Source organism: Neorhizobium vignae (genome assembly GCF_000732195.1).
Lineage (GTDB): Bacteria > Pseudomonadota > Alphaproteobacteria > Rhizobiales > Rhizobiaceae > Neorhizobium > Neorhizobium vignae.
Window position 1 is genome coordinate 50,435 of sequence record NZ_JNNU01000015.1, and the last position, 23,999, is coordinate 74,433.

Below are 23,999 nucleotides of genomic sequence, written 5' to 3' on the forward strand. Positions count from 1 at the left end.
CCGAGACGCCATGGAGTGCCCGATGACAGCCGAAGCCCCATCCTCTACCTGGCGCCGCAGGGAGACCCTGAGTTCGCAGGTCGTGCGCACGATCGCCGAGCGGATCAAGCTTGGGGACTATCCGCGCGGATCGAAGCTTCCGACGGAAAAGGCGCTGATCGACGAACTGGGCGTCAGCCGGACGGTTGTCCGGGAGGCGATCGCCAACCTTCGGGCAAGCGGCCTCGTCTCGATTCATCACGGGATCGGCGTCTTCGTTCGTCAAGACGCGGGTGTAACGCCTTTCCGCCTTGGCGACGAAAACCTGATGCTGGTCGAGAACCTGGTAAAGGGCCTCGAGCTGCGTATCGGCATCGAATCGGAAGCGGCAGCACTTGCCGCAGACCGGCGGACACAGGCGGATATCCAGGCCATGACCGCGGCCTGCAAGGCGATGGATGTCGCCGTCCGTCGTGCAAGCCGGGACACGCAGGCGGATTTCGATTTCCACCGCTCCGTTGCTACCGCCAGCCATAACGAGCATTTTTTCCGTATTTTCAACTATCTCGGCGAAACCCTGATGCCGCGCATGCGGCTTTCGACCCATGCGGTCGATGACGCGAGTCTCTCCGTGCATCTCAAGCGCGTCAATGAAGAACACCGTGCCATTCTGAACGCAATCGAAGCCCGTGACGTGGAAGGCGCGCGCGGGGCGATGCGCAAGCATCTGGGCGACAGCCGCGACCGGATGCTCGAACGGTTACGGCAGGAGCCATGATCGACAGCGAGAACATGTCGAGCCTCGCAGCGAGGCTGCGCGACAATCTCTCGTTCGACTGGAATTTTCACCCGGCCGCGGAAAGCTTTCCAGACTGGAAGGACCGCACACGAAACAAGGTGCGGCAGGCACTCGGCGTCGGGCGGATCTCGCCCGCAAGCGCGTCGGTCCTCGCGGAGTGGACCGAAGACGGACGCATGGGCCAAGAGTTCGAACTTGGTTTTTCGAACGGCGAAACGACGAGAGCCTATCTCCTTCGTCCCGATACGAATGACGTTACGCCTGCCGTGCTGCTGCTGCACGACCACGGCTCGTTCTTCTCGATCGGCAAGGAGAAGATGATCCGCCGCTCCGGCGAGACTTCCGAGGTCGCAGCGGACACGGATCGATGGGCGGCCAGACTTTACGGCGGCCGGCATGTCGGCAACGAACTCGCCCGGCGCGGTTATACCGTGCTCTGCGCCGACGCGCTCGGCTGGGGCAGCCGGAAAGGCAACGGTTACGAAGCGCAGCAGGCGCTCGCCGCCAATCTCATGCAGTTCGGGGTTTCCTACGCCTCCGTCATCCTGCTCGAGGACCTCGAAGCGATGGCCTGGCTTCGCGCACTGCCCGGCGTCGATGGAAACCGTGTGGCGAGCTTCGGGTATTCGATGGGCGGCTCGCGCGCGTGGCAGTTGGCCGCACTGTCGGACGATGCCAGGGCCTGCGTCGCCGGCGGCTGGATGGGGACGCTGCAGGGCCTCATGCAGCCGGGCAACAACCAGCTTCGTGGGCAGTCGGCCTTTTCCCTGCTGCATCCGCCGATCGCCGGAAAGCTCGATTACCCGCATTTTGCAGGGCTTGCCGCGCCGAAACCCGCGCTGATCTTCAGCGGTGCCGAAGACCGGCATTTTCCCCCGCCTGCCGCCGTGGCGGCGCAGGAGCAACTTCATGCGATCTGGATGGCCGCGGATGCGGAACATGGCCTCGAGACGCGGCTTTGGCCCGGCGCGGCTCATGCATTCCCGGTCGATCAGCAGGACCATGCGATGGACTGGCTCGATCGGGTGATGTGAGGGTGGGCTGGAGGGCAAGTCCTTCGCGGATGGTGATCACATATGAATGCATGGGGCGGTGCGAGGAGCCCCTCCCGCTTGTGGGGAGAGGTTGGGGAGGAGACTCATCCAGCATCAAAACCCCTCCCGCCTGCCGGCCACCCTCCCCACAAGGGGGAGGGTTAAGGATGCCGCGCTGCCTCACCCCACCCTTGAGGGGGAGATGTCCGGCAGGACAGAGGGGGGTAAGGCGGGATGCAGCTTCCAATACTGTCTTTCGGTGTTCGCCCCGTGGACAATTCATCGCAGCCTTCCAGCATCCCCAATGACTTAACCGCGTCATCATCCACGCCCTTTGAACCCATGCCTACAATTGCCCCGCTTCCGTCGCCGGAGTGTTTCGCGAGACGTTCGCGGGCAGGCGGAGGCCGGCGCTTTCATCGGAACCGTAACGTGCGGGGATGGTGGAAGAGGTGAAAGCCATGGAGTGCTGGTCGAAAGACGAACATTCCTATCAAGCCTTCCCCTGGCCACCGGGCCGGGTTCGGTTGAGCCGTGCAAGTGGCAAGGTTTCCCGAAAGGAGATCGTGAACGAAGCCATGCAGCGAGGCGAGGTGATCACCTGTAGGGGCCGGAAGCCCTGACAAGACGCCGAAGGCCACGCGAATGCGGAGCCACCATTAAAAAATCAATTGAGGTTCCGCATTCGTGTGGGCTCTCCGATCTTTAAAAAACCACGGCAGGAGACTGCGCGGGCTCCAGAATGTTGGCCGAAGGCCGGAAATCAACGGGTCTGATTCCATCGACGGAGGCGAGCACGTCCTGCGCGAAGGCTTGTAATCTCCGGGACTGGACGACAAGCTTGTTACGACAGCAAAAAAACAAGAAACCCGGCCCCAAAAGGGACCGGGCTCCTCTTCCTGCTTGGGAGGCAGAATAAACGGTTCACTCAACCAGATTGGCGTTGATGAAGTCGAAGTTGATGTCTTCGCCCATGCCCGGCTTGTCGGAGATATGCACGAAACCGTCCTCGTCCATCGGATCGACGAGGGCGTTCAGGTATTCGAAGCCGTCGTCATATTCGAGGAACGGGTGCAGGAGGCCGCGCTCATACCATTTCGCGTTCTTGGTGCAGGCCGCGACGATCAGGTTCGGAGCGCCATTGCCGTGGATTTCGCAGTTCATGCCGAAGGATTCGGCCAGGTGCATGGTCTTCATCGCCGGGCTGATGCCGCCGACGTCATGGACGCCGGTGCGCAGGATGTCGCAGGCTTTTCCGGTGATCCATTCCGCGCGGCTGAAATGCTTGCCGCCCGCGCTTTCCGGACCGAGGACCGGAATGTCGAGGTTTTCGGCAAGCCAGGCGTAGGAGGCTGAGCTCTGCTCGTCCATCGGCTCCTCGATCCAGTCGAAGCCGAGCTTTTCGAGGCCCCTGCCGAGTTCCAGCGCTTCGGTGCGGGTATACCAGTGGAAGGCATCGATCATCAGGTGGATATCCGGGCCGACCGCCTCGCGGACCGCGGCGCAGGCCTTGAGGTCCATCTTGACATCAGGCGCCCAGGAGACCGGCGGCATCCAGGTGTGCAGCTTGATGCCCTTGTAGCCGCGCTTGACGAGCTTTTCGCCGAACCGGCCGTAATCTTCCGGGGTTGCGAGGCCGTTTTCCAGCTCGTCGCCGCACATGATCGAGCCATAGGCCGGGATCTTTTCGCGGTAGGTGCCGATCAGTTTGTGAACCGGCATGTTCAGCTTGCGGCCGGCAAGGTCCCAAAGGGCGCAATCGACGATCGCGAGCGCCCGGTCGGTCAGCTGCATCGCGCTGCCGCGCTGCCAGTGAGCGAGGTCCTGCCACAGTCTTTCGCGGGCGAACGGATCCTCGCCGATCAGCACCTTCTTGACGAACTTGTCGATCACATGCGGGCGCACGACTTCCGGCGGGGCAAAACAATAGCCTTCCGCGCCGTCGTCATCGACAATGGTCAGCAGCGCCAGGTTGACCTTGTGCGGCGGGCCTGGATGAGCATGGCCGGCGGTATCCTGGTGACGGCGCGTGGTATGAGAGAATACGCGCACATTGACGTCTACGATCTTCACGAAATTCCTCCTGTCAGAAGCAGAGGGACGAACCTCCGCCATTTCATGTCGGGACCCGGCAAAGGCCGGATCAGAGCCGCCCGTCGGGCGACGGAAGTCTGCCCATACTCCCCGCGGTGCCGGTCAAAAGCAGTCTCTTGAGCATTCTTTCCTCGTGGGCGGGCCGGTGAATATGCGCCGGTTCGCCGTGTCATCATACCTCATAGGTCATCTCATACTATAGGTCCATCGCCGGACGTCAATAAATTTCTTGACCGGCGCTTGACAATGCGGTGGGGTTTTACCCCTCTAAGTGACTGAAATGCCAAAGCGAGGGAGCGGGCAGACGTTGAAGAGAGCAGATAAAATCACCGGGGAGGCGCCCTCGCGAAAAGGCCGCAATCTGGTCGAGACGGTTGGCCGGCGGATGCGCGATGCGATTGCGAGCGGCGCGTTGAAGCCCGGTGACAAACTGCCCACGGAGAGCGGGCTGACGCTGCAATACGAGGTCAGCCGGACGGTCATCCGCGAGGCGATCGCTTCGTTGCGGGCCGACAATCTCGTCGAGGTCCGCCACGGCGTCGGCGTCTTCGTTCTGGCGCCGCAAGGCGGGCTGCAGGCGGGCTTCCGCACCGTGGATGCCAACCGCGTGTCTTCCATCATCGAAATGCTGGAGGTTCGCGCCGCCATTGAAATAGAGGCTGCGGGTCTCGCTGCGGTCCGGTCGTCACCGGCGCAACAGGAACTGATCTTCGAATGTCTCGAGACGATCAAGCGGCAGATCGCAGCCGGTGCGGCAACGGTTGAAAGCGACCGGGCTTTCCATTTGGCCATCGCGGACGCGACCAACAACCCGCGTTTCCGGGAATTGCTGGAGGCGATCGGCAAGCAGATGATCCCGCGATCGCTGCTGCAGGAAGGCGAGGCCGAGATTTCGCCGCCTGAATACCTGGCGCAGATCCAGGATGAACATGCCCGTATCGCCGGCGCAATCACAGATGGCGATGATTCGGCTGCTCGCGAGGCCATGCGCATGCATCTCAAGGGGAGCCAGCAGCGCTATCGTTCGTTGATCCGGCGTCCCTGATGTGCCCCTGAAGATAATACAACTATTGACAGTCATAATATGACTTGGTAGCCTTCCGGAAATCAACCAGGAAGGGACTGTCATGTCTATGGATCCAAATGAACTGAAGCATGCGCTCGGCGCCGGCCTCCTGTCGTTCCCCGTCACGCCGTTCGGCAAGGATGGCCTCTTCAACCGCAAGGCCTACGAGCAGCATGTCGGCTGGCTGGCCGGCTTCGATGCTTCGGTGCTTTTTGCCGCCGGCGGCACGGGTGAGTTCTTTTCATTGGAGCCTTCCGAAATTCCGGAAATCATCGTCGCCGCCAAGGCTTCGGCCGGCAGCACGCCGATCGTGGCCGGCTGCGGTTACGGCACGCGGATCGCGGTTTCGATCGCCAAGTCTGCCGAAAAGGCCGGTGCCGACGGCATCCTCCTGCTGCCGCATTATCTCATGGATGCCAGCCAGGAAGGCCTTTATCAGCATATCAAGACCGTCTGCCAGTCGGTCGGCATCGGCGTAATGGTCTATAACCGCGACAATTCCATCCTGACGGCGGAAACGCTGGCGCGCCTTTGCGAGGCCTGCCCCAATCTGGTCGGGTTCAAGGACGGTTCCGGCGATATCGGCCTGGTGCGCAAGATCACCGCTGTCATGGGCGACCGCCTGACCTATCTCGGCGGCATGCCGACCGCCGAGCTTTTTGCAGACGCCTATCTCGGCGCGGGCGTCACCACCTATTCGTCGGCCGTCTTCAACTTCGTTCCGGGGCTGGCTCAGACGTTCTACAAGGCGCTCCGGGCCGGCGATACGGCCGCCACCAACCGGATCCTCATCGACTTCTTCTATCCGTTCATGGAGATCCGCAATCGCCAGAAGGGTTACGCGGTTTCCGCCATCAAGGCCGGCGTGCGGCTGATGGGCTTCGATGCGGGTCCGGTTCGCGCCCCGCTGACCGATCTGACCGCCGAAGAGGTCAAGATGATGGAGGCTCTCTGCGAGCCCTATCGCAATAACGCTCTCGGGGCCCAGGCGGCTGAATAAGCGTCCTCCCTCCACGCCTCTTCCCCATGAGCATCAGCCGGCAGGTCCACCCTGCCGGCTTTTTCGTTTCCGTGGCCCGAGCGCTCGCAGCCAATAAAACGCCCGCGACCCAAGCCTCGGGCGCTCGTCCCGAGAGGGACTTGCAGGTTTTATGATCCGCGGGTTGGGCAACGTGACCGTTACGGCGCCATCCGGGCTTAGGCCGACGCAAAAGCGGGCCGCAGCAAACTCGAAACCGTTTGTCGTACGTCAAAGAGGGCCGGCGTTTTTGCTCTAGTGTGAATTCAACGAAGCCGAGGGCTTCCAGACAAGGAGTAAGAAAATGAAGAAGATTTTGGCATCCCTGGTCGGTGCGGTGATCGCCACGGCCGTCTGCGCCACGGCGGCGTCGGCCGCCGATTTCGAAGTGCATATGCTCAACAAGGGCAATGACGGCGCGATGGTATTCGAACCGAGCTCCCTCAAGATTGCCAAGGGCGACACCGTTACCTTCGTCCCGACCGACAAATCTCACAACGCCGAAACCATCGACGGCCTGATCCCGGAAGGCGCAAAGCCGTTCAAGGGCCAGATGAATGAAAGCGTGAAGATCACGTTCGACGTCGAGGGGGCCTATGCCGTGAAATGCGCGCCACACGTGGGCATGGGCATGATCGGCCTTGTCGTTGTCGGCAACGCTCCTGCCAATGTGGAAGCCATCAAGACCGCGAAACTGCCCAAGAAGGCGCGCGAACGTCTCGACGCGGATATCGCTGCTTCCGGCGTTTAAGCGGGGGGCGTTCAGCGGCGGCCATTCCCTCTCCCCCTGGCCGCCGCTGCGCTCATTCTCCCGGCTTGATCCTGCGCGAAGTCAGCGCATCAGGCCGGCCATGCGAAGCGCATTTTCGATGATCTGCTGGATACCTTCAGGCTCTTTTGCTTCCGGGGAGGGAGCCGATGCCCGCCTGGGTCGGTCGCTCTCTGCCCGCAGCGGCTCCACGCCTTCGCGAAGCAGTCCCCAGCGGTTTGCCGAGTGAAGCGTCGACGATATGCCGACATCCAGCAGGTAGGGCGCGGCGTTCTCATAACCGAGCGTCGGGTCGATGGGTGTCCCGTGGCCCATACCGGCAATGCTGTAATATTCGATGACCTGCCGGCCGCGGGGATCCTTCCAGACGGCTTTCGACCGGCCGTCGACCTTTTCCTCCAGGTCCGGCCGTGAGCCGACCTCGTGAACGCCACGCCACTGGTCGATGATCGCCTGCGCGTTTGCTTCCGCGACCGTATTGTCCTGGGTGCCCTGCCATACCGAGATGGTCGGCCAGGGTCCCTGATGGGTGGAAGCGGCCTTCAGCCGCGACTGAAGCGCCGATGGTGCCGGCAGGCCTTGCCCGCGCATGCGGTCGAAGGCTTCGGGAACCGTCGCGGCGACGCCATAGGGCAGGCCGGCGATGATCGCTCCACCGGCGAAAACCTCCGGATAGGTGGCCAACATGATATTGGCCATCGCACCCCCTGCGGACAACCCGCTCACATAGATGCGCGAAGGGTCGATCCCATGCCGGGAGACGACGGCGTCGATCATCTGGCGGATCGAGTGCGCTTCGCCCTGGCCGCGGCGCGTGTCCCCGGGAAGGAACCAGTTGAAGCAGAGGTTGCCGTTGTTGGCCCGGACCTGTTCGGGGAAAAGGACCACAAAGCCGTGGTGTTCGGCGAGCTTCGACCATCCGGTACCGTGATCATAACCGGACGCGGTTTGCGTGCATCCGTGCAGAACGACGACGAGGGCGGGGCCTTTGGGAAGCAGGGAGGGAACATATACCCTGGCTCCCAGCGCCCCGGGGTTGGAGCCGAAACTGCTCAGTTCCTCCAGATGGCTGGGCGTGTCGGTCTGTTCCCGACCGAGTGATTTCAAGCGGGCAAGCCGCTCCAGCGTATCCGACAACGATCTCATATTGGCTCCTGGCAATCATTGCCGGGATGGCAGTGATCAGCGACAACGTTCCCTATATGGGTAATGTTGCTGCACTGCACAAATATTTTCTACCGTCACGAGACGGCGGGAGCCGAGAGGTTCGCTGCCCGCGAGGTCTTGCGTCCGCTTTCGATCAGCGCCTTGGTGTATTCGTGCTGAGGCGACAGGAAGAGGGTTTCCGTTTCGCCCTGTTCGACGATCTCGCCCCGTTTCATCACGATGGTCCGGTCGCAGATCTGGCGGATGACGGCGAGATTGTGCGAGATGAAGACATAGGTGAGGTCGAGTTCGGCGCGCAATTCCTGCAGGAAATCGAGCACCTGCGCCTGTACCGAGATGTCGAGCGCCGAGGTCGGTTCGTCGAGGATCAGCAGGCGCGGATTGAGGGCGATGGCGCGGGCGATGCAGATGCGCTGCTTCTGGCCGCCGGACAGTTCGTGCGGGTAGCGATACTTGAACATTTTCGGCAGCTGGACGATGTCGAGCAGCGCTTCGACGCGCGCCTCGATATCGCGTCGGCTCATGCTTGTCTGGATGCGTAACGGTTCGCCGATTGCGTCGCCGATCGTGTGACGGCCGTTGAGCGCCGAATGCGGGTTCTGGAAGACGAACTGCATGTGCCGGCGCATCAATCGCAGCGGTTCGCCGGTCAGGCCGGAAATGTTACGGCCGTCGAATATGATGTCGCCGGAGGTCGGCTCGATGAGGCGCAGCAGCATGCGCGCCAGCGTCGACTTTCCTGAACCGGATTCGCCGACCACGCCGAAGATTTCGCCGGTCGCGACCGAGAGGTTGATGCTGTTGACCGCCGTCACTTCGGTGCCGGACTGGCTGCGGTAGACTTTCTTGAGGTCGATCGCTTCCAGAAGCACGCCGGGTTTCGCCGGCTCTGCGATCGCCGGTTGGGCAGCTACCTTGGTTGCCGCGGTATCGATGTCCGGCACGGCGGCGAGCAGCCGTTTCGTATATTCGTGCTTGGGGGCGCTCAGGATATCCGCCGTCAGGCCCTGTTCGACGATCTCGCCCTTGTACATGACCGCGCAGCGCTTCGCGATCGTGGCGATGGCGCCGATATCGTGGCTGATCATGATGACGGTGAGGTTGAGCTTCTCGACCAGCGAATTGATGAGGTCGAGCACCTGAGCCTGGACCGTGACGTCGAGCGCGGTCGTCGGTTCGTCGGCGATCAGCAGGTCCGGTTTGCCGGACAGCGCCATGGCGATCAGCACCCGCTGGCGCATGCCGCCGGAAAGCTGGTGCGGATACTGGTCGAACAGCATGCTCGGGTTCGGCAGGCCGACCTGGTCGAGCAGGTCCTCGGTGCGGGTGCGGCGGGCGGCCTTCGAGGAAACGCCGTGGCCCCCCGCCTTTTCATGGGCGGCGATGACGTCGGAGATTTGCTGCCCGATCGTGAAGAGCGGGTTCAGATAGGTCATCGGATCCTGGAAGATCATCGAGATGCGGATGCCGCGGATCTTCGTCCAGTCCTTTTCGGGGAGCGCGGTGATGTCCTGTCCGTCGAAGGCGATCTTGCCTTCGACCACTTTCGATGCCTTCGGGCCGATGCCGAGCACGGAGCGCACCAGCACCGTCTTGCCGGAACCGCTTTCGCCGACGATGCCGAGCGTATCGCCGCGATTGACGGTCAGGTTGATGTCTTTCAGCACATGCACCGGGCCGTCGAACGTGGCGATGTCGAGCCGGTAGTTGTGGATGTCGAGAAGAGGTCCGGTCATCGGTCGCGGCTCCGGGGATCGAGAATGTCGCGCAGGCCGTCGCCCAGAAGGTTGAAGCCGAGCACGGTCAGGAAGATTGCGGCACCCGGGAAGAGCGAGTACCACCACCAGTCCGGCATGTAGGTGCGGGCGACCGAAATCATCGCCCCCCATTCGGGCGCCGGCGGCTGGGCGCCGAGACCGATGAAGCCGAGGCTGGCGGCCGACAGGATCGCCATGCCCATGTCCATGCTCATCTTGACGATGATCGGCGACATGCAGTTCGGCAGGATGTGATGCCAGAGGATCCAGGGCGTTTTGGCGCCGATCGAGCGGGCCGATTCAACGAACAGTTCTTCCTTGACGGAAAGCGTCTTCGCCTCCACGAGGCGCACGTAACCCGGCCACCAGACGAGCGACAAGGCGACCACGCAGTTGGTGATGCCGGGGCCGAGCGCCGCGACGATCGCCAGGGCAAGGGCCAGTCCCGGCACGGCGAGGAAGAGTTCAGTGATGCGCATGATGACGGCGCGCACCCAGCCACCGCGATACCCGGCGATGATGCCGAGCGGCACGCCGATGATGGCGCCGACGCCGGTGATGATCAGGCCGATCCACAGCGAGGTGCGGGCGCCGATGATGACGCGCGAAAGGATGTCGCTGCCCATTTCGTCGGTGCCGAACCAGTGGGCGGCGGTTGGCCCCATCAGCTTGTTGGCCATGTTGAAGGCGCCGACGGTGTCTTCCGGATAGGGCGCAAGCCAAGGCCCCAGGGCTGCAAGCAACAGGAAGAGCACGACCAGGCCGAGGCCGAGCATGGAGGAAAAGCTCTTGCCGAACATATGCGCATAGAGCCGCCACTGGCGGATCTTGCTTTCATGCCGTTCGCGGAAGGTGAGGGGCCGGGAGAGTTCCACGGGCGTCGTCATCAGGCGCTCCTGAGGCGGGGATCGATCCACGCATAGGCGAGATCGACGAGGGTGTTGGCGACGATGAAGAAGAAGCCGATCACCAGCGTGACGCCGATGACGGGCTTGAAATCCGATGAAAGCGCCGAAGAGACGGCATAGAGGCCGATACCCGGCCAGTCGAAGACGGTTTCGACGAGCACGGTGGAGCCGAGCATCCAGCCGAAGCGCAGGCCGATCATTGCAAGCGTCGGCAGCAGCGCGTTCTTCAGCGCATAGATGGCGACGATGCGGAACGAAGCGATGCCGTGGGCGCGTGCGGCGACGATATAGTCGGACTGCAGCACCTCGATCATCTCGGCGCGGTTGACGCGCAGGATCGAGGCGAGGCAGGGGAAGGAGAGCACGATCGCCGGGAGGATGATGTGCCGCAGCGCCGTCCAGAACGTATCCAGCCGGCCGGCGAGCAGGCTGTCGACGAGCAGCAGGCCGGTGACCGTTTCCGGCGGGCGGGTGACCAGCGGCAGGCGGCCGGAGACCGGCAACCAGCCGAGATCGACCGCAAATGTCAGCTGCAGGATGATGCCGAACCAGAAGGCCGGCAGCGCGACGCCCGAGATCGAGAAGATGCGGGTGATATGGTCGATCGGGCCGTCCTTGTAGACGGCCGACAGCATGCCGAGCGGCACGCCGACGATGATGCCGATGGCCATGGCGACGAAGACCAGTTCCAGGGTTGCCGGCGCATAACGCAGCACTTCTTCCAGCACCGGTCTTGTGGTGACGATCGACTGGCCGAGATCGCCGGTCATGAGGTCGCCCATATAGACGACGAACTGCTCGGGAAGCGACTTGTCGAGGCCGTATTCGGTGCGGATGGTCGTCACCATGTCCTCGGTCGCATTGGGGCCGGCGACCAGGCGGGCCGGATCGCCCGGCGCGACGTTGGTGATGACGAAGGTAAGTGCCGCAATGCCGATCATGGTTCCGACCAGCGTCAGCACTTTGCGGAAGGCGAATGCCAACATCGTCTTCTCCGGTGGCTATCTTCTAAAAAACTGCGCATGGCCCGGCCGGTTGGGATGGCCTGGCCATGCGCATCATGCTGGCTGCAGGAGGGGACGCAAGCCAGTTTCTATTCGGCCTTCACCCACATCGGGTAAAGATCGACCTCGCCGGTGAAGCGGACCGGGCTGAACTTGAAGCCCTGCAGATAGTCGCGATGCGCCCAGCGGCGGTTCTGGAGCATGCCGAAGACTTCCGGCTGGTCGGCGACGATCTGCTTCTGGATGTCGGCATAGAGCTTGGCGCGGTCGTCCCAGTTGGTGGCGGCGCGGGCCTGGTCGATCATCTCCGAAACCTTCGGATTGTCGTAGAACATCATCGCGTAATACTGGCCCCAGCTCGCCTTGTGGTACTGGTAGGCGACGGCATCCGGGTCGGTCGAAACCGGCGTCGTGAATACCGAGGTCATGGCCGGCGAGGTCTCGACCTTGGAACCGGCGGCGACCATGTTTGGCCACTGTTCCGGCTTGACCTCGACGGTGATGCCGAGTTCCTTCAGGTTGTCGAGCAGAACGAGGCCGATGCGGCGGGCTTCTTCGAGGCCTGCGACATGGACATAAGGCAGGGTTATGCCGCCGTTCGGATAAGCCGATTTTGCCAGGTATTCCTTCGCCTTGGCGAGATCCTTGCGTGGCATGCCGGGAACGGCGACATGGCCCTTCATGGCGTCCGGCAGCGGGCTGGTCTCGAGCGAGGCGGCGCCGTTATAGATCTGGATCAGCGCATCGTAGTCGAGCGCATAGGCGATCGCCTTGCGCAGGTTGATGTCGGCTGTCGGACCCTTCTGGGTGTTGAACTTGATCCCGAAAGTGGTCATGCCCTTGTGGTCCTGGATGACCACGCCGGGGACGCGCTTGATCTGGATATAGTCGTCCGGCGTCAGACCTTCGACGATATCGGCTTCGCCGCGCTGCAGGGCAGCCTTCTGGGCGGCAGGTTCGCGGATGATCTTGTAGATGACGCCGGCCGGGCGGTTCTTTTCGCCCTGCGGCCAGCCCTTCCAGTAGCCAGCATTCGCTTCGATCTCATAAAGAACGTTCGGTTCCCAGCGGCCGAGCTTGAACGGGCCGGAGCCGGCGGCATGGTCGGTCAGCCACTTCTGGCCGTAGTCGCCATCCACCTCGTGGGCCTTCACCTCAGCCGGGTTGACAACGAACCACCAGGGCAGGAAGGACAGGAATGGTGCGTAGGGCGCCCTGAGGTCGAAGCGGACGGTGTTGGCATCGACGGCGACGATGTTTTCCGGCGCGAGGAAGTCCTTGAGCATCCAGGCGACGCCCTTGTTGAGCTTCAGGCCGCGCTCGAAGGAGTAGCGCACGGCTTCGGCGGTCACCGGATCGCCGTTGTGGAATTTGGCGTTCTTGGCGAGGTGGAAGGTCCAGCTCTTGCCATCGGCGCTGGTTTCCCACTTTTCGGCGAGCCATGGCTTGATCTCGGCCGGGTTGCCTTCGTACTTGACCAGGGCGTCATAGACCGACTGCTGGATCATGCGCGTCGACCAGTCGTAGCGGATGTGCGGATCGAGGACCGGGATGGCCTGGCGACCGCCGAAGACGATGACATTGCCCTTGTCGGTACGCTCGAAGGCGTCGGCGGGCGCGGCGAGGATCGAAGAGGCGAGCAGCCCCGCGACCGCAACGTTTTTCAGGATTTTTCCGAACATGTGGTTCCCTCTGTTTTTAATGTGGCTCGGTAATCAGATCATCTGGCGGACGACGCCCGCGACGACGCGGCGCGACAACAGGACTGGGGCATCGACGGCGCGGCGCACCTCGTCCAGCATCCCGGCGGAATAACCCATGCAATGCATGACGATGAGGTCGCAGCCTTCGAGCGTCTTCGCCCGCTCACCCATATCGTCGCCGGCATAGGGCGAGGCGGCCACGAATTTGGGCTCGCCGCTGAAGACGTGGCGATCGGCGAAATCCTTGACCTGCCGTTCGAGTGGCAGGATGACGCCGAGCTTGCGCGAGGAGGCGGCGAGCGCCTCGACGGTCGAATCGACGATCCGCTGGGCTTCGACGACCAGCGTGTTTTCGAGCGGATCGATCCGGGTGCCGGTGCAGAGGAGAACGACAAGGTCGAAGCCTTGCGCATCGATCGTCTTCAGGAGGACGTTGAGTTTCTCTTCGGTCCGGGCCTTGGAGGTGACGATTTCCTCGCCGCTCTTGAGACGCGTGGCAAAGGAATGTTCGCCATCCACGGCGCGCATCGCGTCCAGTTCAGCCGGGTCCATGCCGTCGAGCACGCCGAATTCACGGAACTCGAGGCGACCTTCCGGCAGGCCGATGCCGATCTCGGCCATCATTTCCGGAACAAGGTCGATACGCGGCGTCTGGCCGATGGTCACGAAGGCGATCTTGGATGTGGAAGGCATGCTCTCATCGTTCCCTGCATGGCACTATGGAACGGAGCCTAACGCTCGGAAGCGCGGCTTCACTATAGGGTAATGCCCCTAGAACGACATGATTCTGACATGGTCAAGGCGACCAATTTTTAGGCAGACAGGTCTTTTGACGCAATTTTCTTGCGCGAATGCACTTATTTTCGATCAGGGATGGCCGGCGGAGATGACCATGCGGATGAGCGCATTGGACGAGGTGACTTCCATCTTGCTCATGACGTTCGAGCGGTGGATCTCGACGGTCTTCGGGCTGATGCCGAGCTGGCGGGCGATCGCCTTGTTGGAAAGACCTTCGGCGACAAGCGACAGGACCTGTCGCTCGCGCGGCGTCAGGCGAAGAAGCTTTTCCGCAAATTCCGGCGAGACGCCCGGCAGCGTCACCGGCTGCGAACGATGCAGGAGAAGCCGGATGGCGCTTGCGACGATGCGGCGGGCGAGAACCACGGGCTTGCCGCTCGCCTTGGCCACCATCTGCCGGTCGGCCTCCGTGAAACTCACGGAATTGAGGACGATGATCTCCGCATCGGCGAGATCGACCAGCGCGCCGGCCAGCAGTTTGCGGTCGCCATCGGCGGCGTAGCTGGCGCAGATCTTGTAAGGCGCCAGCGCGGGGATATCGAGTTCGGCTATCTGCTGCTGCAGCGGCTGGATGAGGCCAACGGAAGCGCCGTGCGCGGCAAGCGAAATCACCGCCGATTCCATGGCGCGCTGGGCGTTGACCGTCGGGCAGGTGCTTTCGAAATCGCGGAACAGGCCGGTCGAGAGGATGACGACCAGATCGAATTCGTTGGGCTGGAAAGCGGCGGCGATCTTTGCCATGCGCTCGGCGATACGTGGTTTGGACACGACGATATCGGTATTGTCGGCAAGCCGGGTGACGATGCTCTGTTCCCCCGGACGCACTTTCAGATCATCGATTTCTGCCTTGGAAAGCCCGTCCAGCGCGCCGATTTCAAGCGCTTCGATCGGCACGTCGAGATTGGTCAGCATGTCCCCGATGAGATCGGCACGCGGCGTCTGGCCGACGCTCAGAAACATCACCCGGTGGTGCGGTTCCGCACCTTCCGGCGAGGTCGGGGCCAGCGCATAGGGGCTCTTCGACATGTGCAGGGAATCGGTCCTTTCGATCGTCCAACCATGATGATGCCGGGCATGCCTAAAATCAAGGCAAGCTCATTCTAGGGGCAGTCCCCTATAGGCATCCTTCGTCACTCATGGCTAGGTTCTAGCACATTCTTCGGAGGTAAACATGATCCGTGATTTCGAAGCGGGCGAGATCGACCCGCTTGCCGTTGGCGCCTGGATTCTCGGCACCGGCGGCGGCGGCAGCCCCTATCTGGCGCAGCTCAACCTGAAAAAGCTCTACAAGGACGGCAAGCGCGTCAAGCTCATCGATCCCCAGGCGCTCGACGACGGCGATGCCGTCGCGGTCGTCTCCAAGATGGGTGCGCCGCTGGTCGGCCAAGAGCGCCTCGTCGACCCCGCGCATCTCGCCCGGGCCATGCAGCTGATGGAAGAATATACCGGCCGCAAGTTCCGCGCCGTGATGAGCGTCGAGATCGGCGGCGGCAATGCGCTGTCGCCGTTTCTGGCCGGCGCCATGCTGGACATTCCGGTCGTCGATGCGGACGCGATGGGCCGTGCCTATCCGGAAGCGCAGATGACGAGCTTTGCGATCGGCGACCTGCCGATGTATCCGCTGACGCTGGTCGATTGCCGCGACAACGAGGCGATCGTCGCCAAGGCTGCCTCCTGGAAGTGGATGGAACGGATTTCCCGCAAGATCTGCACCGAAGTCGGCTCGACGGCGGCGACCTGCAAGGCGCCGCGCACCGGCCGGGAAGTCAAGGACTGGGGCGTGCTCTACACGGTCACCAAGGCGGTCAGCCTCGGCCGCGCCGTGCTTGAGGCCCGCGCCGCCCACACGGATCCGGTCGAGGCCGTGCTCGCCCATGAAGGCGGCAAGGTGCTGTTCAAGGGCAAGATCGCCGATGTCGACCGCACCACGACGGGCGGCTTCCTGCGTGGTTCGGCGATGATCGAGGGTCTCGACGGTGATCGCGGCTCGAAGGTCGAGCTCGCCTTCCAGAACGAATGGGCGGTCGCTTTCCGCGACGGCCAGCCGATCGCCATGACGCCGGACCTGATCTGCCTGCTCGATACCGTCTCGGGAGAGGCGATCGGCACCGAGACGGTGCGGTACGGCCAGCGCGTCACGGTCGTGGCACTGCCGGCGCCTGACGTGCTGACCAGCGCCAAGGGCCTCGAACACGTGGGCCCGCGCGCCTTCGGATATGACCTGGATTTCAAATCGGTGTTTGCAGCATGAAGCGGATCGGAATTGACGTCGGCGGCACCAATACGGATGCCGTGCTCATCGATGGCGAGAAGGTTCTCTCGGCCATCAAGTTTCCCACCACGTCGGACGTGATGCAGGGCGTGGTCAATGCGATCGGCCATGTGGTCTCCTCGCAGGCGCCGGGTTCGGCACCGGTTGACGCGGTGATGATCGGCACGACGCATTTCACCAATGCGGTGGTCGAGCGCGCCCGTCTCGATCGCGTCGCGGCGATCCGCATCGCCATGCCGGCCGGCGCTTCACTGCCGCCGATGGTCGACTGGCCGGACGAGCTGCGCGACGCCGTCGATCCGCTCTCCTTCATGGTGCATGGTGGCCATGAATACGACGGCCGTCCGCTGGTGCCGCTTGCAAAGGATGAAATCCGCGACGCGGCAATGAAGATCCGCGATGCGGGCGTCGATTCGATCGGTATTACGGCGCTCTTTTCGCCGCTGACGGCGGAATGCGAGCTGGAAGCGGCGGAGATCGTTCGCTCGATCATCCCGAATGCGCGCATCACGCTGTCCCATACGCTCGGCCGCATCGGCCTTCTGGAACGCGAGAACGTCACGCTGCTGAACGCTGCGCTGCAGGGTCTCGGCCGCAAGACGATCGATGCCTTCAAGGACGCGCTGAAACAGGCCGGCATCGACGCTCCATTTTATCTGACCCAGAACGACGGTACGGTGGTGCTGGCGGATGTCGCTGCCGCCAACCCGGTCTACAGCTTCGCCTCCGGCCCGACCAATTCGATGCGCGGCGCTGCGTTCCTGACCGGTCTCAAGGAGGCCATGGTTATCGACGTCGGCGGCACCACCTCGGATGTCGGCTGCCTGGTCGGCGGTTTTCCGCGCGAGGCGAACAATGTCGTCGAAGTCGGCGGCGTGCGCACGCTGTTCCGGATGCCGGACCTGCTGCCGATGGCGCTCGGCGGCGGCACGATCATCGATCCGGAAACCCGCAAGATCGGTCCACGTTCGGTCGGTTATCGGATCACCGAAAAGGCGCTGGTCTTCGGCGGCGATACGCTGACGACGACGGATGTGGCGGTTGCCGCCGGCCTCGTCGAGATCGGCGACCGCGACCGGGTCAAGCATCTCGACAAGGCGCTGGTGGCCGACCTCCTGAAGCGTGTCGAGGCGATGGTGGAAGACGGCGTCGACCGGATGAAGACTTCGGCCGAAGGTGTCCAGCTGATCGCTGTCGGCGGGGGTGCCTTCCTGATCCCGGAAAAGCTCAAAGGTGCGAGCGAAGTGCTGCGCGTCGAACATGCCGGCGTGGCGAACGCGCTCGGCGCGGCGATGGCGCAGGTGTCCGGCGAAGTGGACCAGGTGTTTTCCGGCATGTCGCGCGAAAAGGCGATCGCCGAGGCCGAGCGCATTGCCCGCGCCCGCGCCGTCGAAGCGGGTGCCAGCGCCGGTACGATCGTGACGCTCGACACGGAAGATATTCCGATCGCCTATCTGCCGGGTGACTCCCGGCGGGTGCGGGTGCGCGTGGTCGGCGACATCGCCTTCATGAAGGACGAACAGAAGCGCGTGGCCGGGGCCGTGCGCTGAACCCAAATCTCCTCCCAGGGAGAATCGGCGGGCTGGCTTGTTGCCAGTCCGCCGATTTCATTTTGGGCTGCCCGGAATTCTGCAAGTCTCGGTGTCGATGGCGGCTATGCGCTCCACCGCGCTCTTCCTAGATAAAAATCGATAGGTATATTTATTTTACCGAAAGTGGCAGTTAAGCTTACCTTTATCGATGGCCTCCAGAGGTGACGCTTTTCATGACCCATGAATTCATCCAGACACTCCAGCGCGAACTCGCTCCCGATGTCTTTTTCGGTGAGGATATTCCTGTCCGCTTCCACAACGATTGGGGCGGCCTTTCTCCGGTCGTGCCGCTGGCCCTGGTGCGGCCGCGCACGACGGAGCAGGTCTCCGCAACGCTGCGTCTCTGCAACGAGTTCAAGGTGCCGGTCGTGCCCCAGGGCGGGTTGACCGGTCTTGCCGGCGGTGCGCGGCCCATCGAAAATGGCGTTGCGCTGTCGCTCGACCGCATGAACGGCATCGAGGAAGTCGACACGGTGATGGCGACGATGACGGTTCTGGCGGGCACGCCGCTGAGCGTCATCCAGGCGAAGGCGGAAGAGGCGGGGCTGTTCTTCGGGCTCGATCTCGGAGCCCGCGATTCCTGCGTCATCGGCGGCAATCTCGCCACCAATGCCGGCGGCAATCGCGTCATCCGGTTCGGCATGGCGCGCGAACACGTGCTGGGCCTTGAAGTGGTGCTGCCGGACGGCACGATCGTCACATCGCTGAACAAGATGCTGAAGAACAATGCGGGCTACGACCTCAAGCAGCTGTTCATCGGTTCGGAAGGCACGCTGGGCGTCATCACCCGCGCCGTGCTGCGGCTGCAGGCGAAACCCGCGGAGCTTGCCAGCGCCTTCTGTGGCTGCCCGGATTTTCCGTCGCTTCTGGAGCTCCTGAAGAGCGCCCGCCAGGGCATGGGCTCGGCGCTGACCTCGTTCGAGGTGATGTGGCCGAGCTTTTACGACTTCATGACGGGTAAGCTTCCTGACCTGCGCCGCGCCTTCAAGGAGCCGCACGGGATCTATGTGCTGATCGAAACCGGCGGGCGCAATGCCGAAGAAAACCGGGCGCTGCTGGAGCAGGTGCTGTCGGATGCGCTGGAAGCCGGCTGGGTTTCCGATGCGGTCCTGCCATCCTCGGAGCGCGAGACCAGGGACCTCTGGGCGGTGCGCGAAAGCGTGTCGGAATACGGCAAGCTGATGGGGCCGCTGACCGCCTTCGACGTCGGCCTGCCGACCAGTGCTGCCGGCCGGGTGGTGGACGAGATCGAGGCCGCGATGAAAGCCCGCTGGCCGGACGCGATCGCGCTCAGCTATGGCCATATCGGCGACAGCAACCTGCATCTCGTCTGCAACATCCCGTCTTCCGGCAGCGACCAGCCGCATAAGGAGATCACCGAACTGGTGTTCGGTTCGATTGCGCGCGAAGGCGGCACGATTTCCGCCGAACACGGGATCGGCCTCCTGAAGAAGCCCTATCTCAAGCTGTCGCGCACGCCGGAGGAGCTGGCGCTGATGGCGCGCATCAAGCTGGCGCTCGATCCCAACAACATTCTGAATACCGGCAAAGTGCTTTCCGTCTGAGCGGGATAGGAGGCGCCGGTGAATAGACATTTCCAGCCCGTCAAACTGCTGCTTCCGAATGAAGAGGTGGCGCGCCGGCTTGCCGATGCCATCAGGACCGGGTTTTTCCGGCTCGGTTCCCGCCTTCCTTCCGAGCGCAGCATCGCCGAGCAGATGCAGGTGAGCCGCCCGACCGTGCGCGAGGCGGTGAAGCTGCTGGTCGAGGCTAACATCCTCACCGTCAAGCCGGGCGCCGGCGGCGGCACGTTCGTCAGCAGCGAGATCGTGCCGCTCGACCTGATCGTGTCGAGGCCGGACATGCGGCCGGGGGATATCGACGAGGCGATCGAGGTGCGCCGGCTGATCCTGCCCTGGGTGGCGCAGATCGCCTCGCAATATGCCGAGGATGTCGATTTCGACCGGATGCGGGAGGCGATTCGGTTCGGCCGGGATGCGTTGCCGCCGCCGGAGGTGACCAGGAGTAGCCCGGAGCATATCAACTCGATCATCATCGCTTCGATGCGGTTCGACCTCGCCCTGGCGCAGGCGACCCGTAACAGCCTCGTCCTGGAACTGATGGAACTGCTGCTGCAATGGGTCGAGCCGATGCGGCGCGGGACGCTGCATACGCGGGCCGATCTCGCGCTGTCGCTCGAACTGGTCGAGACCATGATGCAGGCGATCGAATCCGGCGATCCGGCGCAGATCGCCGAGATCACCGAAAGGCGTCTCGGCATTCTGGAAAATGCGCTTGAGGAACAGACCGGGCGGCGCCTTCGCCGCAACCGTAGGCGGGCCACCGCGGGCTGATCAACGCCCCAGCGTTTCGTGCCAGGCGGTGCGATAGGCAGCAACGTCCCAGGACGGCGCGGGCACGGAGCGGCCGGGCTTGGTGTTCGGCGAAATGCCGGCCAGAAGTGCTGCGCCCTGGCTGGTGCCGGTCGAGCCGGGGAGGGCGACCACCTGGCGGCCGAGCAGAGCCGTCAACGCCTGAAGATAGGCCAGATTGGCGGAGAAAGGGCCTTCGACCAGAACCGGTCCCTTGGAGCCGATGAGGTCCAGACAGGTCTCCGTCATCAGCGCGAGATAGAGACAGGCTGCCGCCCAGCGCTGGTCGGTCGAGGCAGTGGTGTCGTTGATCCATTGCCGTTCGCGGCCGGGGAAGGGGCCGGAGCCGGCGGCAATGTTCGGCAACAGCATCAGGCCACTTTCGATGACATCCGGCACGGCTGCAAGGGCAGCTTCCGGCGAAAGTGCGCCGAGTTCCGCCGTCAGCGTCTCGAACTCGCGGCCGCCCATGAAACGGCTCGAGGGCACGGCGCGGCTATAGGCGTCGACATTGGCAAGTGCGTCGCGCTGGGGATCGAGATGATCGAGATCGCCGCCGACCGCGAAATTGATGACCCAGGTGCCGGTGGAGACGACCGCGAATGGCGGTTCCCGTCCCACCAGATGCGGCAGCAGCGAGGCATTGGAATCGTGGATGCCGCAATGGACCGGGATGGGTGTCGAAAGGCCGATCTGGGCTGCAATGTCCGGCAATAGGGGACCGAGCGCGTCGAAGGCCGAACGGACCGGCGCCATCAGGTCGCGGATGCCGAGCGTATCGACCAGCGGGGAATAGGTGCCTTCGCGCGGCCGCCAGAGATCGGTGTGGCAGCCGAGCGAGGTGACTTCGTTTGCCGTCACGCCGGTCAGCCGGAACGCCCAATATTGCGGGTAGGTGAGGATGGTGCGGGTACGGGCAAAGGCTTCGGGAAACGCCGTCTTCTGGTAGTGGAGCTGCGCGCCGACATTCAGTCCACCGGACAGCGACGGCGAGAAGGTTTCCGAAAAGGGCGGGCGGATCGTTTGATAGGCTCTGCGGATGTCTTCCGGATATTCGTGCTCGTAATCGAGCACCGGCAGGGCCAGTCCACCCTCGGCATCGAGAAGCACCGCCGATGCGCCGTGGGTGGTGATGGAGATCGCATCGAAGCCGGGTTGCTTGGCAAAGGCGGACAGGGCTTCGAGCACGAAGGTCCAGAGCGTTTCGATATCGTAATGCGGATAGGGTGGACCCGGCAGAACCCGGTTCGGCGCGCGCCTTTCGGCGATCTCCTCGCCGGTCGTGCAATCGAGCACGACGACCTTGGCATTGGTCTTGCCGATATCGAGGACGGCGATCTTTTCCGGCGTGGTCATGGCAGGTGGAAGACCGTTACCAGATCGCTCTGGACCGGCGAATTGTCGGGATTGGTTTCCATGATGTCGGCCATATGCGCCCACCATTTCTTCATCACCGGATGGTCCGGCAGGCCGGCCATCGTGTGGTCCGCAGGCCGTGTCAGAACGCCGAACAGCGTGTTGGTGTCGCGATCGAGATGGATGGAATAATCGCTGGCACCTGCCTGGTGCAGGAGGTCCACGAGCTCCGGCCAGATCTCGTCGTGGCGCTTGCGGTACTCCGCTTCCATGCCGGGATTGAGTTTCATCTTGAAGGCGTGCTTTTCGAGCGTCATCAGCTCATTTCCTTGATGCGGCGGGCGATGATCGGGATGGCGATGGTGATGATCAGGAGCAGGCCGACGAAGATCGACATGACGATGCCGGGCACGTTCAGGAGGCCCAGTCCGAAGGTGACGAGGCCCATGACAAAGGCGGCGATGACGACGCCGGCGATCGTGCCTGCACCGCCAAGGATGGAGACGCCGCCGAGCACGACCATGGTGACGACTTCCAGCTCCCAGCCTTGCGCGATCGAAGGGCGGGTCGAGCCGAGGCGGGAGGTGAGGCAGACGGAGGCCACGCCGGCCATCACGCCGGTCAGCAGGAACAGGATGAACTTCACCCGTTCCACCGGAATGCCGGAAAAGCGCGCCGCGAACTCGTTGTTGCCGATCACATAGACTTGCCGGCCGAAATTCGTGGCGTGCAGGAGGATGCCGAAAGCTGCGGCAAACACGAGGAACAGTACGAATTCGAAGGAAAAGACCCAGGCGACGTAGCCCTGGCCAAAGTAGGCAAAACTTGCCGGGTATTTGCCATAGGCCTGATCGCCCAGCACGATATAGGAAATGCCGCGGAAGAGGCTCATCGTGCCGATGGTCACCACGATCGACGGCAGTTTGAGGCCGGCGACGAGCAGGCCGTTGAACGCACCGCAGAGAAGGCCGGTGCCGATGCCGATCGCCACCAGTCCCGGCGTGCCGATGCCGGCCTGGGCTGCGGCGCCCATCGCAGTCGAGGCGAGCGCGATGATCGCCGCCACTGACAGATCGATCTCGCCGGCGATGACGAGCAGCGCCATGGCAAAGGCGATCATCGCCTTTTCGGTAAAGTTGAAGGTGGCGTCGGAGAGGTTCCAGGCATTCAGAAAGTAAGGCGAGGCGAACGAATTGAAGACGAAGATCAGCACCGCCACGCCGAAGAGCAGAACTTCCCAGCTCGCGAGGAGACGCGAGGTCTTGCTGCCGAGCCGGTCGGGGATGACCCGTTTCGAGGAAACGACGTCGCTCATGCGGACACCTCCTTTACACCCCGATCGCGCAGGATGATGCGGCCGGCCTTGCGTTCGGCGCGGGCATTAAAGACGACGGCGAGCACGATGACGATGCCGGAGATCGCCATCTGGGCAAACGGTGAGACGCCGATGACGGGCAATGCGTTCTTGATGACTCCGAGGAAGAGCGCGCCGAGCACGGCGCCGCCGACCGAGCCGATGCCGCCGGCGATCGAGATGCCGCCGATGACACAAGCGGCGACCGTATCCAGTTCGAAGCCGGCGGCGATATCCACATAGGCGACCGCATAACGCGACACCCAGAGATAACCGGAGAGGCCGGCGAGCGCGCCCGACACCACGAAGGCGATGAACTTCGTCCAGCCGATGTCGATGCCGGCATAGATCGCCGCCGTCGGGTTGCCGCCGGATGCATAGGCCGCCCGGCCGAAGGGCAGGCGGGTCAGCACGAACCAGGCGCCGAGCACGATGAGGATGGCGATCCAGGAGAGAATCGGCAGGCCGAGCACCGGCATTCGCGGGACGTTGAGGAAGGTGGGCCCCATCTGGTGGGCGTTCACCCAGCCGCCGCCCGACAGCACGAAGGCCATGCCGCGGTAGATGGTCAGCGTTCCGAGCGTCACGACGATCGGCGGAATCCGCAGCGCCCAGACGAGGTAGCCGTTGATCGCACCCAGGAAGGCGCCGATGCCGATCGCCATGACGATGAGCAGGGCGAGCGGCAGATCGGGATAGGCGGCGTTGGTCATGGCGACCGCCATGCCGGTGAAGGCAAGGTTGGCGGCGACCGAGAGGTCGATCGATTTGGTCAGGATCACCGTCATCTGGCCGAGCGCCAGGATGATCAGTATTGAGGTGTCGTTGAAGATATTGGCGAGATTACCGGGAGCTGCAAAGCCCTGGGCGCGGGTGGAAAAGCCGGCGATCATCAGGGCAATGATGACGGTAAGCAGGATTTCGCGGTTCTTCAGGAGGCGGTTCATCTGGTTCTCC

At 63.1% G+C, this 23,999-nt stretch carries 21 protein-coding genes; 9 read left to right on the forward strand and 12 right to left on the reverse strand.

Annotated features, from left to right (window positions below):
• The first annotated feature begins 22 nt into the window (after positions 1-22).
• Positions 23-757, forward strand: a complete 735-nt coding sequence (locus GQ59_RS23175) for a FadR/GntR family transcriptional regulator (RefSeq protein ID WP_037085691.1) — start codon at positions 23-25, stop codon at positions 755-757.
• Positions 754-1,812 carry a dienelactone hydrolase family protein gene (locus GQ59_RS23180; protein WP_037085694.1) on the forward strand — a complete coding sequence of 353 codons (1,059 nt, stop codon included), beginning with the start codon at positions 754-756 and terminating at the stop codon, positions 1,810-1,812. Before GQ59_RS23175 ends, GQ59_RS23180 begins: the two co-directional genes overlap by 4 nt.
• Positions 1,813-2,736: 924 nt before the next feature.
• On the opposite strand, the gene GQ59_RS23190 is transcribed toward GQ59_RS23180, so the two are convergent.
• Positions 2,737-3,885 (reverse strand): mandelate racemase family protein, encoded by a 1,149-nt coding sequence (locus tag GQ59_RS23190; protein ID WP_037085700.1) that lies wholly within the window; start codon positions 3,883-3,885, stop codon positions 2,737-2,739.
• Between the two features lie 328 nt (positions 3,886-4,213).
• Here GQ59_RS23190 and GQ59_RS23195 point away from each other — a divergent pair, with 328 nt between their 5' ends.
• The 3 genes from GQ59_RS23195 to GQ59_RS23205 all read left to right on the forward strand — a co-directional run bounded on the left by GQ59_RS23195 (position 4,214) and on the right by GQ59_RS23205 (position 6,741).
• Positions 4,214-4,951, forward strand: a complete 738-nt coding sequence (locus GQ59_RS23195; protein WP_152564435.1) for a FadR/GntR family transcriptional regulator — start codon at positions 4,214-4,216, stop codon at positions 4,949-4,951.
• 88 nt (positions 4,952-5,039) lie between these two features.
• Positions 5,040-5,972 (forward strand): 5-dehydro-4-deoxyglucarate dehydratase, encoded by a 933-nt coding sequence (gene kdgD, locus GQ59_RS23200; protein WP_037085704.1) that lies wholly within the window; start codon positions 5,040-5,042, stop codon positions 5,970-5,972.
• 322 nt (positions 5,973-6,294) lie between these two features.
• Entirely contained in the window at positions 6,295-6,741 is a 447-nt protein-coding gene (locus tag GQ59_RS23205; RefSeq protein ID WP_037085705.1) for a pseudoazurin, read from the forward strand.
• Between the two features lie 81 nt (positions 6,742-6,822).
• On the opposite strand, the gene GQ59_RS23210 is transcribed toward GQ59_RS23205, so the two are convergent.
• The 7 genes from GQ59_RS23210 to GQ59_RS23240 all read right to left on the reverse strand — a co-directional run bounded on the left by GQ59_RS23210 (position 6,823) and on the right by GQ59_RS23240 (position 15,122).
• Complete coding sequence (locus GQ59_RS23210) at positions 6,823-7,905, reverse strand: extracellular catalytic domain type 1 short-chain-length polyhydroxyalkanoate depolymerase (protein WP_037085707.1); 1,083 nt, start codon at positions 7,903-7,905, stop codon at positions 6,823-6,825.
• 95 nt (positions 7,906-8,000) lie between these two features.
• Complete coding sequence (locus GQ59_RS23215; protein WP_051904157.1) at positions 8,001-9,662, reverse strand: ABC transporter ATP-binding protein; 1,662 nt, start codon at positions 9,660-9,662, stop codon at positions 8,001-8,003.
• Positions 9,659-10,570: an ABC transporter permease gene (locus GQ59_RS23220; protein WP_037085710.1), complete on the reverse strand. Its 912-nt coding sequence runs from the start codon at positions 10,568-10,570 to the stop codon at positions 9,659-9,661. Before GQ59_RS23220 ends, GQ59_RS23215 begins: the two co-directional genes overlap by 4 nt.
• A complete protein-coding gene (locus GQ59_RS23225; protein ID WP_037085712.1) occupies positions 10,570-11,577 on the reverse strand; it encodes an ABC transporter permease in 1,008 nt (335 codons plus the stop codon). Before GQ59_RS23225 ends, GQ59_RS23220 begins: the two co-directional genes overlap by 1 nt.
• 107 nt (positions 11,578-11,684) lie before the next feature.
• On the reverse strand, positions 11,685-13,277 hold the full coding sequence (locus GQ59_RS23230; protein ID WP_037085714.1) for an ABC transporter substrate-binding protein: 1,593 nt from the start codon (positions 13,275-13,277) through the stop codon (positions 11,685-11,687).
• Positions 13,278-13,310: 33 nt separating this feature from the next.
• On the reverse strand, positions 13,311-13,991 hold the full coding sequence (locus tag GQ59_RS23235) for an AroM family protein (protein ID WP_037085716.1): 681 nt from the start codon (positions 13,989-13,991) through the stop codon (positions 13,311-13,313).
• Between the two features lie 174 nt (positions 13,992-14,165).
• A complete protein-coding gene (locus GQ59_RS23240) occupies positions 14,166-15,122 on the reverse strand; it encodes an AroM family protein (RefSeq protein WP_007756813.1) in 957 nt (318 codons plus the stop codon).
• A gap of 145 nt (positions 15,123-15,267) precedes the next feature.
• Between GQ59_RS23240 and GQ59_RS23245 the strand changes: the two genes are divergently transcribed.
• From GQ59_RS23245 to GQ59_RS23260, 4 genes are all read left to right on the forward strand, one after another.
• Positions 15,268-16,347 carry an S-methyl thiohydantoin desulfurase family protein gene (locus GQ59_RS23245; RefSeq protein WP_037085718.1) on the forward strand — a complete coding sequence of 360 codons (1,080 nt, stop codon included), beginning with the start codon at positions 15,268-15,270 and terminating at the stop codon, positions 16,345-16,347.
• Positions 16,344-17,918, forward strand: coding sequence for a hydantoinase/oxoprolinase N-terminal domain-containing protein (locus tag GQ59_RS23250; protein ID WP_051904158.1), 1,575 nt, complete (start codon positions 16,344-16,346; stop codon positions 17,916-17,918). The genes GQ59_RS23245 and GQ59_RS23250 overlap by 4 nt, the downstream gene beginning before the upstream one ends.
• A 215-nt stretch (positions 17,919-18,133) precedes the next feature.
• Positions 18,134-19,525 carry an FAD-binding oxidoreductase gene (locus tag GQ59_RS23255; RefSeq protein ID WP_037085850.1) on the forward strand — a complete coding sequence of 464 codons (1,392 nt, stop codon included), beginning with the start codon at positions 18,134-18,136 and terminating at the stop codon, positions 19,523-19,525.
• An 18-nt stretch (positions 19,526-19,543) separates the two neighbouring features.
• Positions 19,544-20,314, forward strand: coding sequence for a FadR/GntR family transcriptional regulator (locus GQ59_RS23260; protein ID WP_037085720.1), 771 nt, complete (start codon positions 19,544-19,546; stop codon positions 20,312-20,314).
• Here GQ59_RS23260 and GQ59_RS23265 read toward each other — a convergent pair whose 3' ends face one another.
• The 4 genes from GQ59_RS23265 to GQ59_RS23280 are packed head-to-tail and all read right to left on the reverse strand — an operon-like array spanning position 20,315 to position 23,989.
• Complete coding sequence (locus GQ59_RS23265; RefSeq protein WP_037085722.1) at positions 20,315-21,688, reverse strand: FGGY-family carbohydrate kinase; 1,374 nt, start codon at positions 21,686-21,688, stop codon at positions 20,315-20,317.
• The gene (gene rhaM, locus GQ59_RS23270; protein WP_037085724.1) at positions 21,685-22,005 is read right to left on the reverse strand and encodes an L-rhamnose mutarotase; all 321 of its coding nucleotides are present in this window, start codon (positions 22,003-22,005) and stop codon (positions 21,685-21,687) included. Before rhaM ends, GQ59_RS23265 begins: the two co-directional genes overlap by 4 nt.
• Positions 22,005-23,003 carry an ABC transporter permease gene (locus GQ59_RS23275; protein ID WP_037085726.1) on the reverse strand — a complete coding sequence of 333 codons (999 nt, stop codon included), beginning with the start codon at positions 23,001-23,003 and terminating at the stop codon, positions 22,005-22,007. Before GQ59_RS23275 ends, rhaM begins: the two co-directional genes overlap by 1 nt.
• On the reverse strand, positions 23,000-23,989 hold the full coding sequence (locus tag GQ59_RS23280) for an ABC transporter permease (protein ID WP_037085728.1): 990 nt from the start codon (positions 23,987-23,989) through the stop codon (positions 23,000-23,002). The genes GQ59_RS23275 and GQ59_RS23280 overlap by 4 nt, the downstream gene beginning before the upstream one ends.
• Between the last annotated feature and the right edge of the window lie 10 nt (positions 23,990-23,999).

Excerpts from the sequence above, each read along its gene's own strand:
- GQ59_RS23250 (WP_051904158.1), top strand. The coding sequence starts at position 16,344 with ATGAAGCGGATCGGAATTGACGTCGGCGGCACCAATACGGATGCCGTG.
- GQ59_RS23220 (WP_037085710.1), bottom strand. The coding sequence starts at position 10,570 with ATGACGACGCCCGTGGAACTCTCCCGGCCCCTCACCTTCCGCGAACGG.
- rhaM (WP_037085724.1), bottom strand. The coding sequence starts at position 22,005 with ATGACGCTCGAAAAGCACGCCTTCAAGATGAAACTCAATCCCGGCATG.
- GQ59_RS23215 (WP_051904157.1), bottom strand. The coding sequence starts at position 9,662 with ATGACCGGACCTCTTCTCGACATCCACAACTACCGGCTCGACATCGCC.
- GQ59_RS23245 (WP_037085718.1), top strand. The coding sequence starts at position 15,268 with ATGATCCGTGATTTCGAAGCGGGCGAGATCGACCCGCTTGCCGTTGGC.
- kdgD (WP_037085704.1), top strand. The coding sequence starts at position 5,040 with ATGGATCCAAATGAACTGAAGCATGCGCTCGGCGCCGGCCTCCTGTCG.
- GQ59_RS23175 (WP_037085691.1), top strand. The coding sequence starts at position 23 with ATGACAGCCGAAGCCCCATCCTCTACCTGGCGCCGCAGGGAGACCCTG.
- GQ59_RS23225 (WP_037085712.1), bottom strand. The coding sequence starts at position 11,577 with ATGTTGGCATTCGCCTTCCGCAAAGTGCTGACGCTGGTCGGAACCATG.
- GQ59_RS23275 (WP_037085726.1), bottom strand. The coding sequence starts at position 23,003 with ATGAGCGACGTCGTTTCCTCGAAACGGGTCATCCCCGACCGGCTCGGC.
- GQ59_RS23255 (WP_037085850.1), top strand. The coding sequence starts at position 18,134 with ATGACCCATGAATTCATCCAGACACTCCAGCGCGAACTCGCTCCCGAT.
- GQ59_RS23235 (WP_037085716.1), bottom strand. The coding sequence starts at position 13,991 with ATGCCTTCCACATCCAAGATCGCCTTCGTGACCATCGGCCAGACGCCG.
- GQ59_RS23205 (WP_037085705.1), top strand. The coding sequence starts at position 6,295 with ATGAAGAAGATTTTGGCATCCCTGGTCGGTGCGGTGATCGCCACGGCC.
- GQ59_RS23210 (WP_037085707.1), bottom strand. The coding sequence starts at position 7,905 with ATGAGATCGTTGTCGGATACGCTGGAGCGGCTTGCCCGCTTGAAATCA.
- GQ59_RS23265 (WP_037085722.1), bottom strand. The coding sequence starts at position 21,688 with ATGACCACGCCGGAAAAGATCGCCGTCCTCGATATCGGCAAGACCAAT.
- GQ59_RS23180 (WP_037085694.1), top strand. The coding sequence starts at position 754 with ATGATCGACAGCGAGAACATGTCGAGCCTCGCAGCGAGGCTGCGCGAC.
- GQ59_RS23280 (WP_037085728.1), bottom strand. The coding sequence starts at position 23,989 with ATGAACCGCCTCCTGAAGAACCGCGAAATCCTGCTTACCGTCATCATT.
- GQ59_RS23230 (WP_037085714.1), bottom strand. The coding sequence starts at position 13,277 with ATGTTCGGAAAAATCCTGAAAAACGTTGCGGTCGCGGGGCTGCTCGCC.
- GQ59_RS23240 (WP_007756813.1), bottom strand. The coding sequence starts at position 15,122 with ATGTCGAAGAGCCCCTATGCGCTGGCCCCGACCTCGCCGGAAGGTGCG.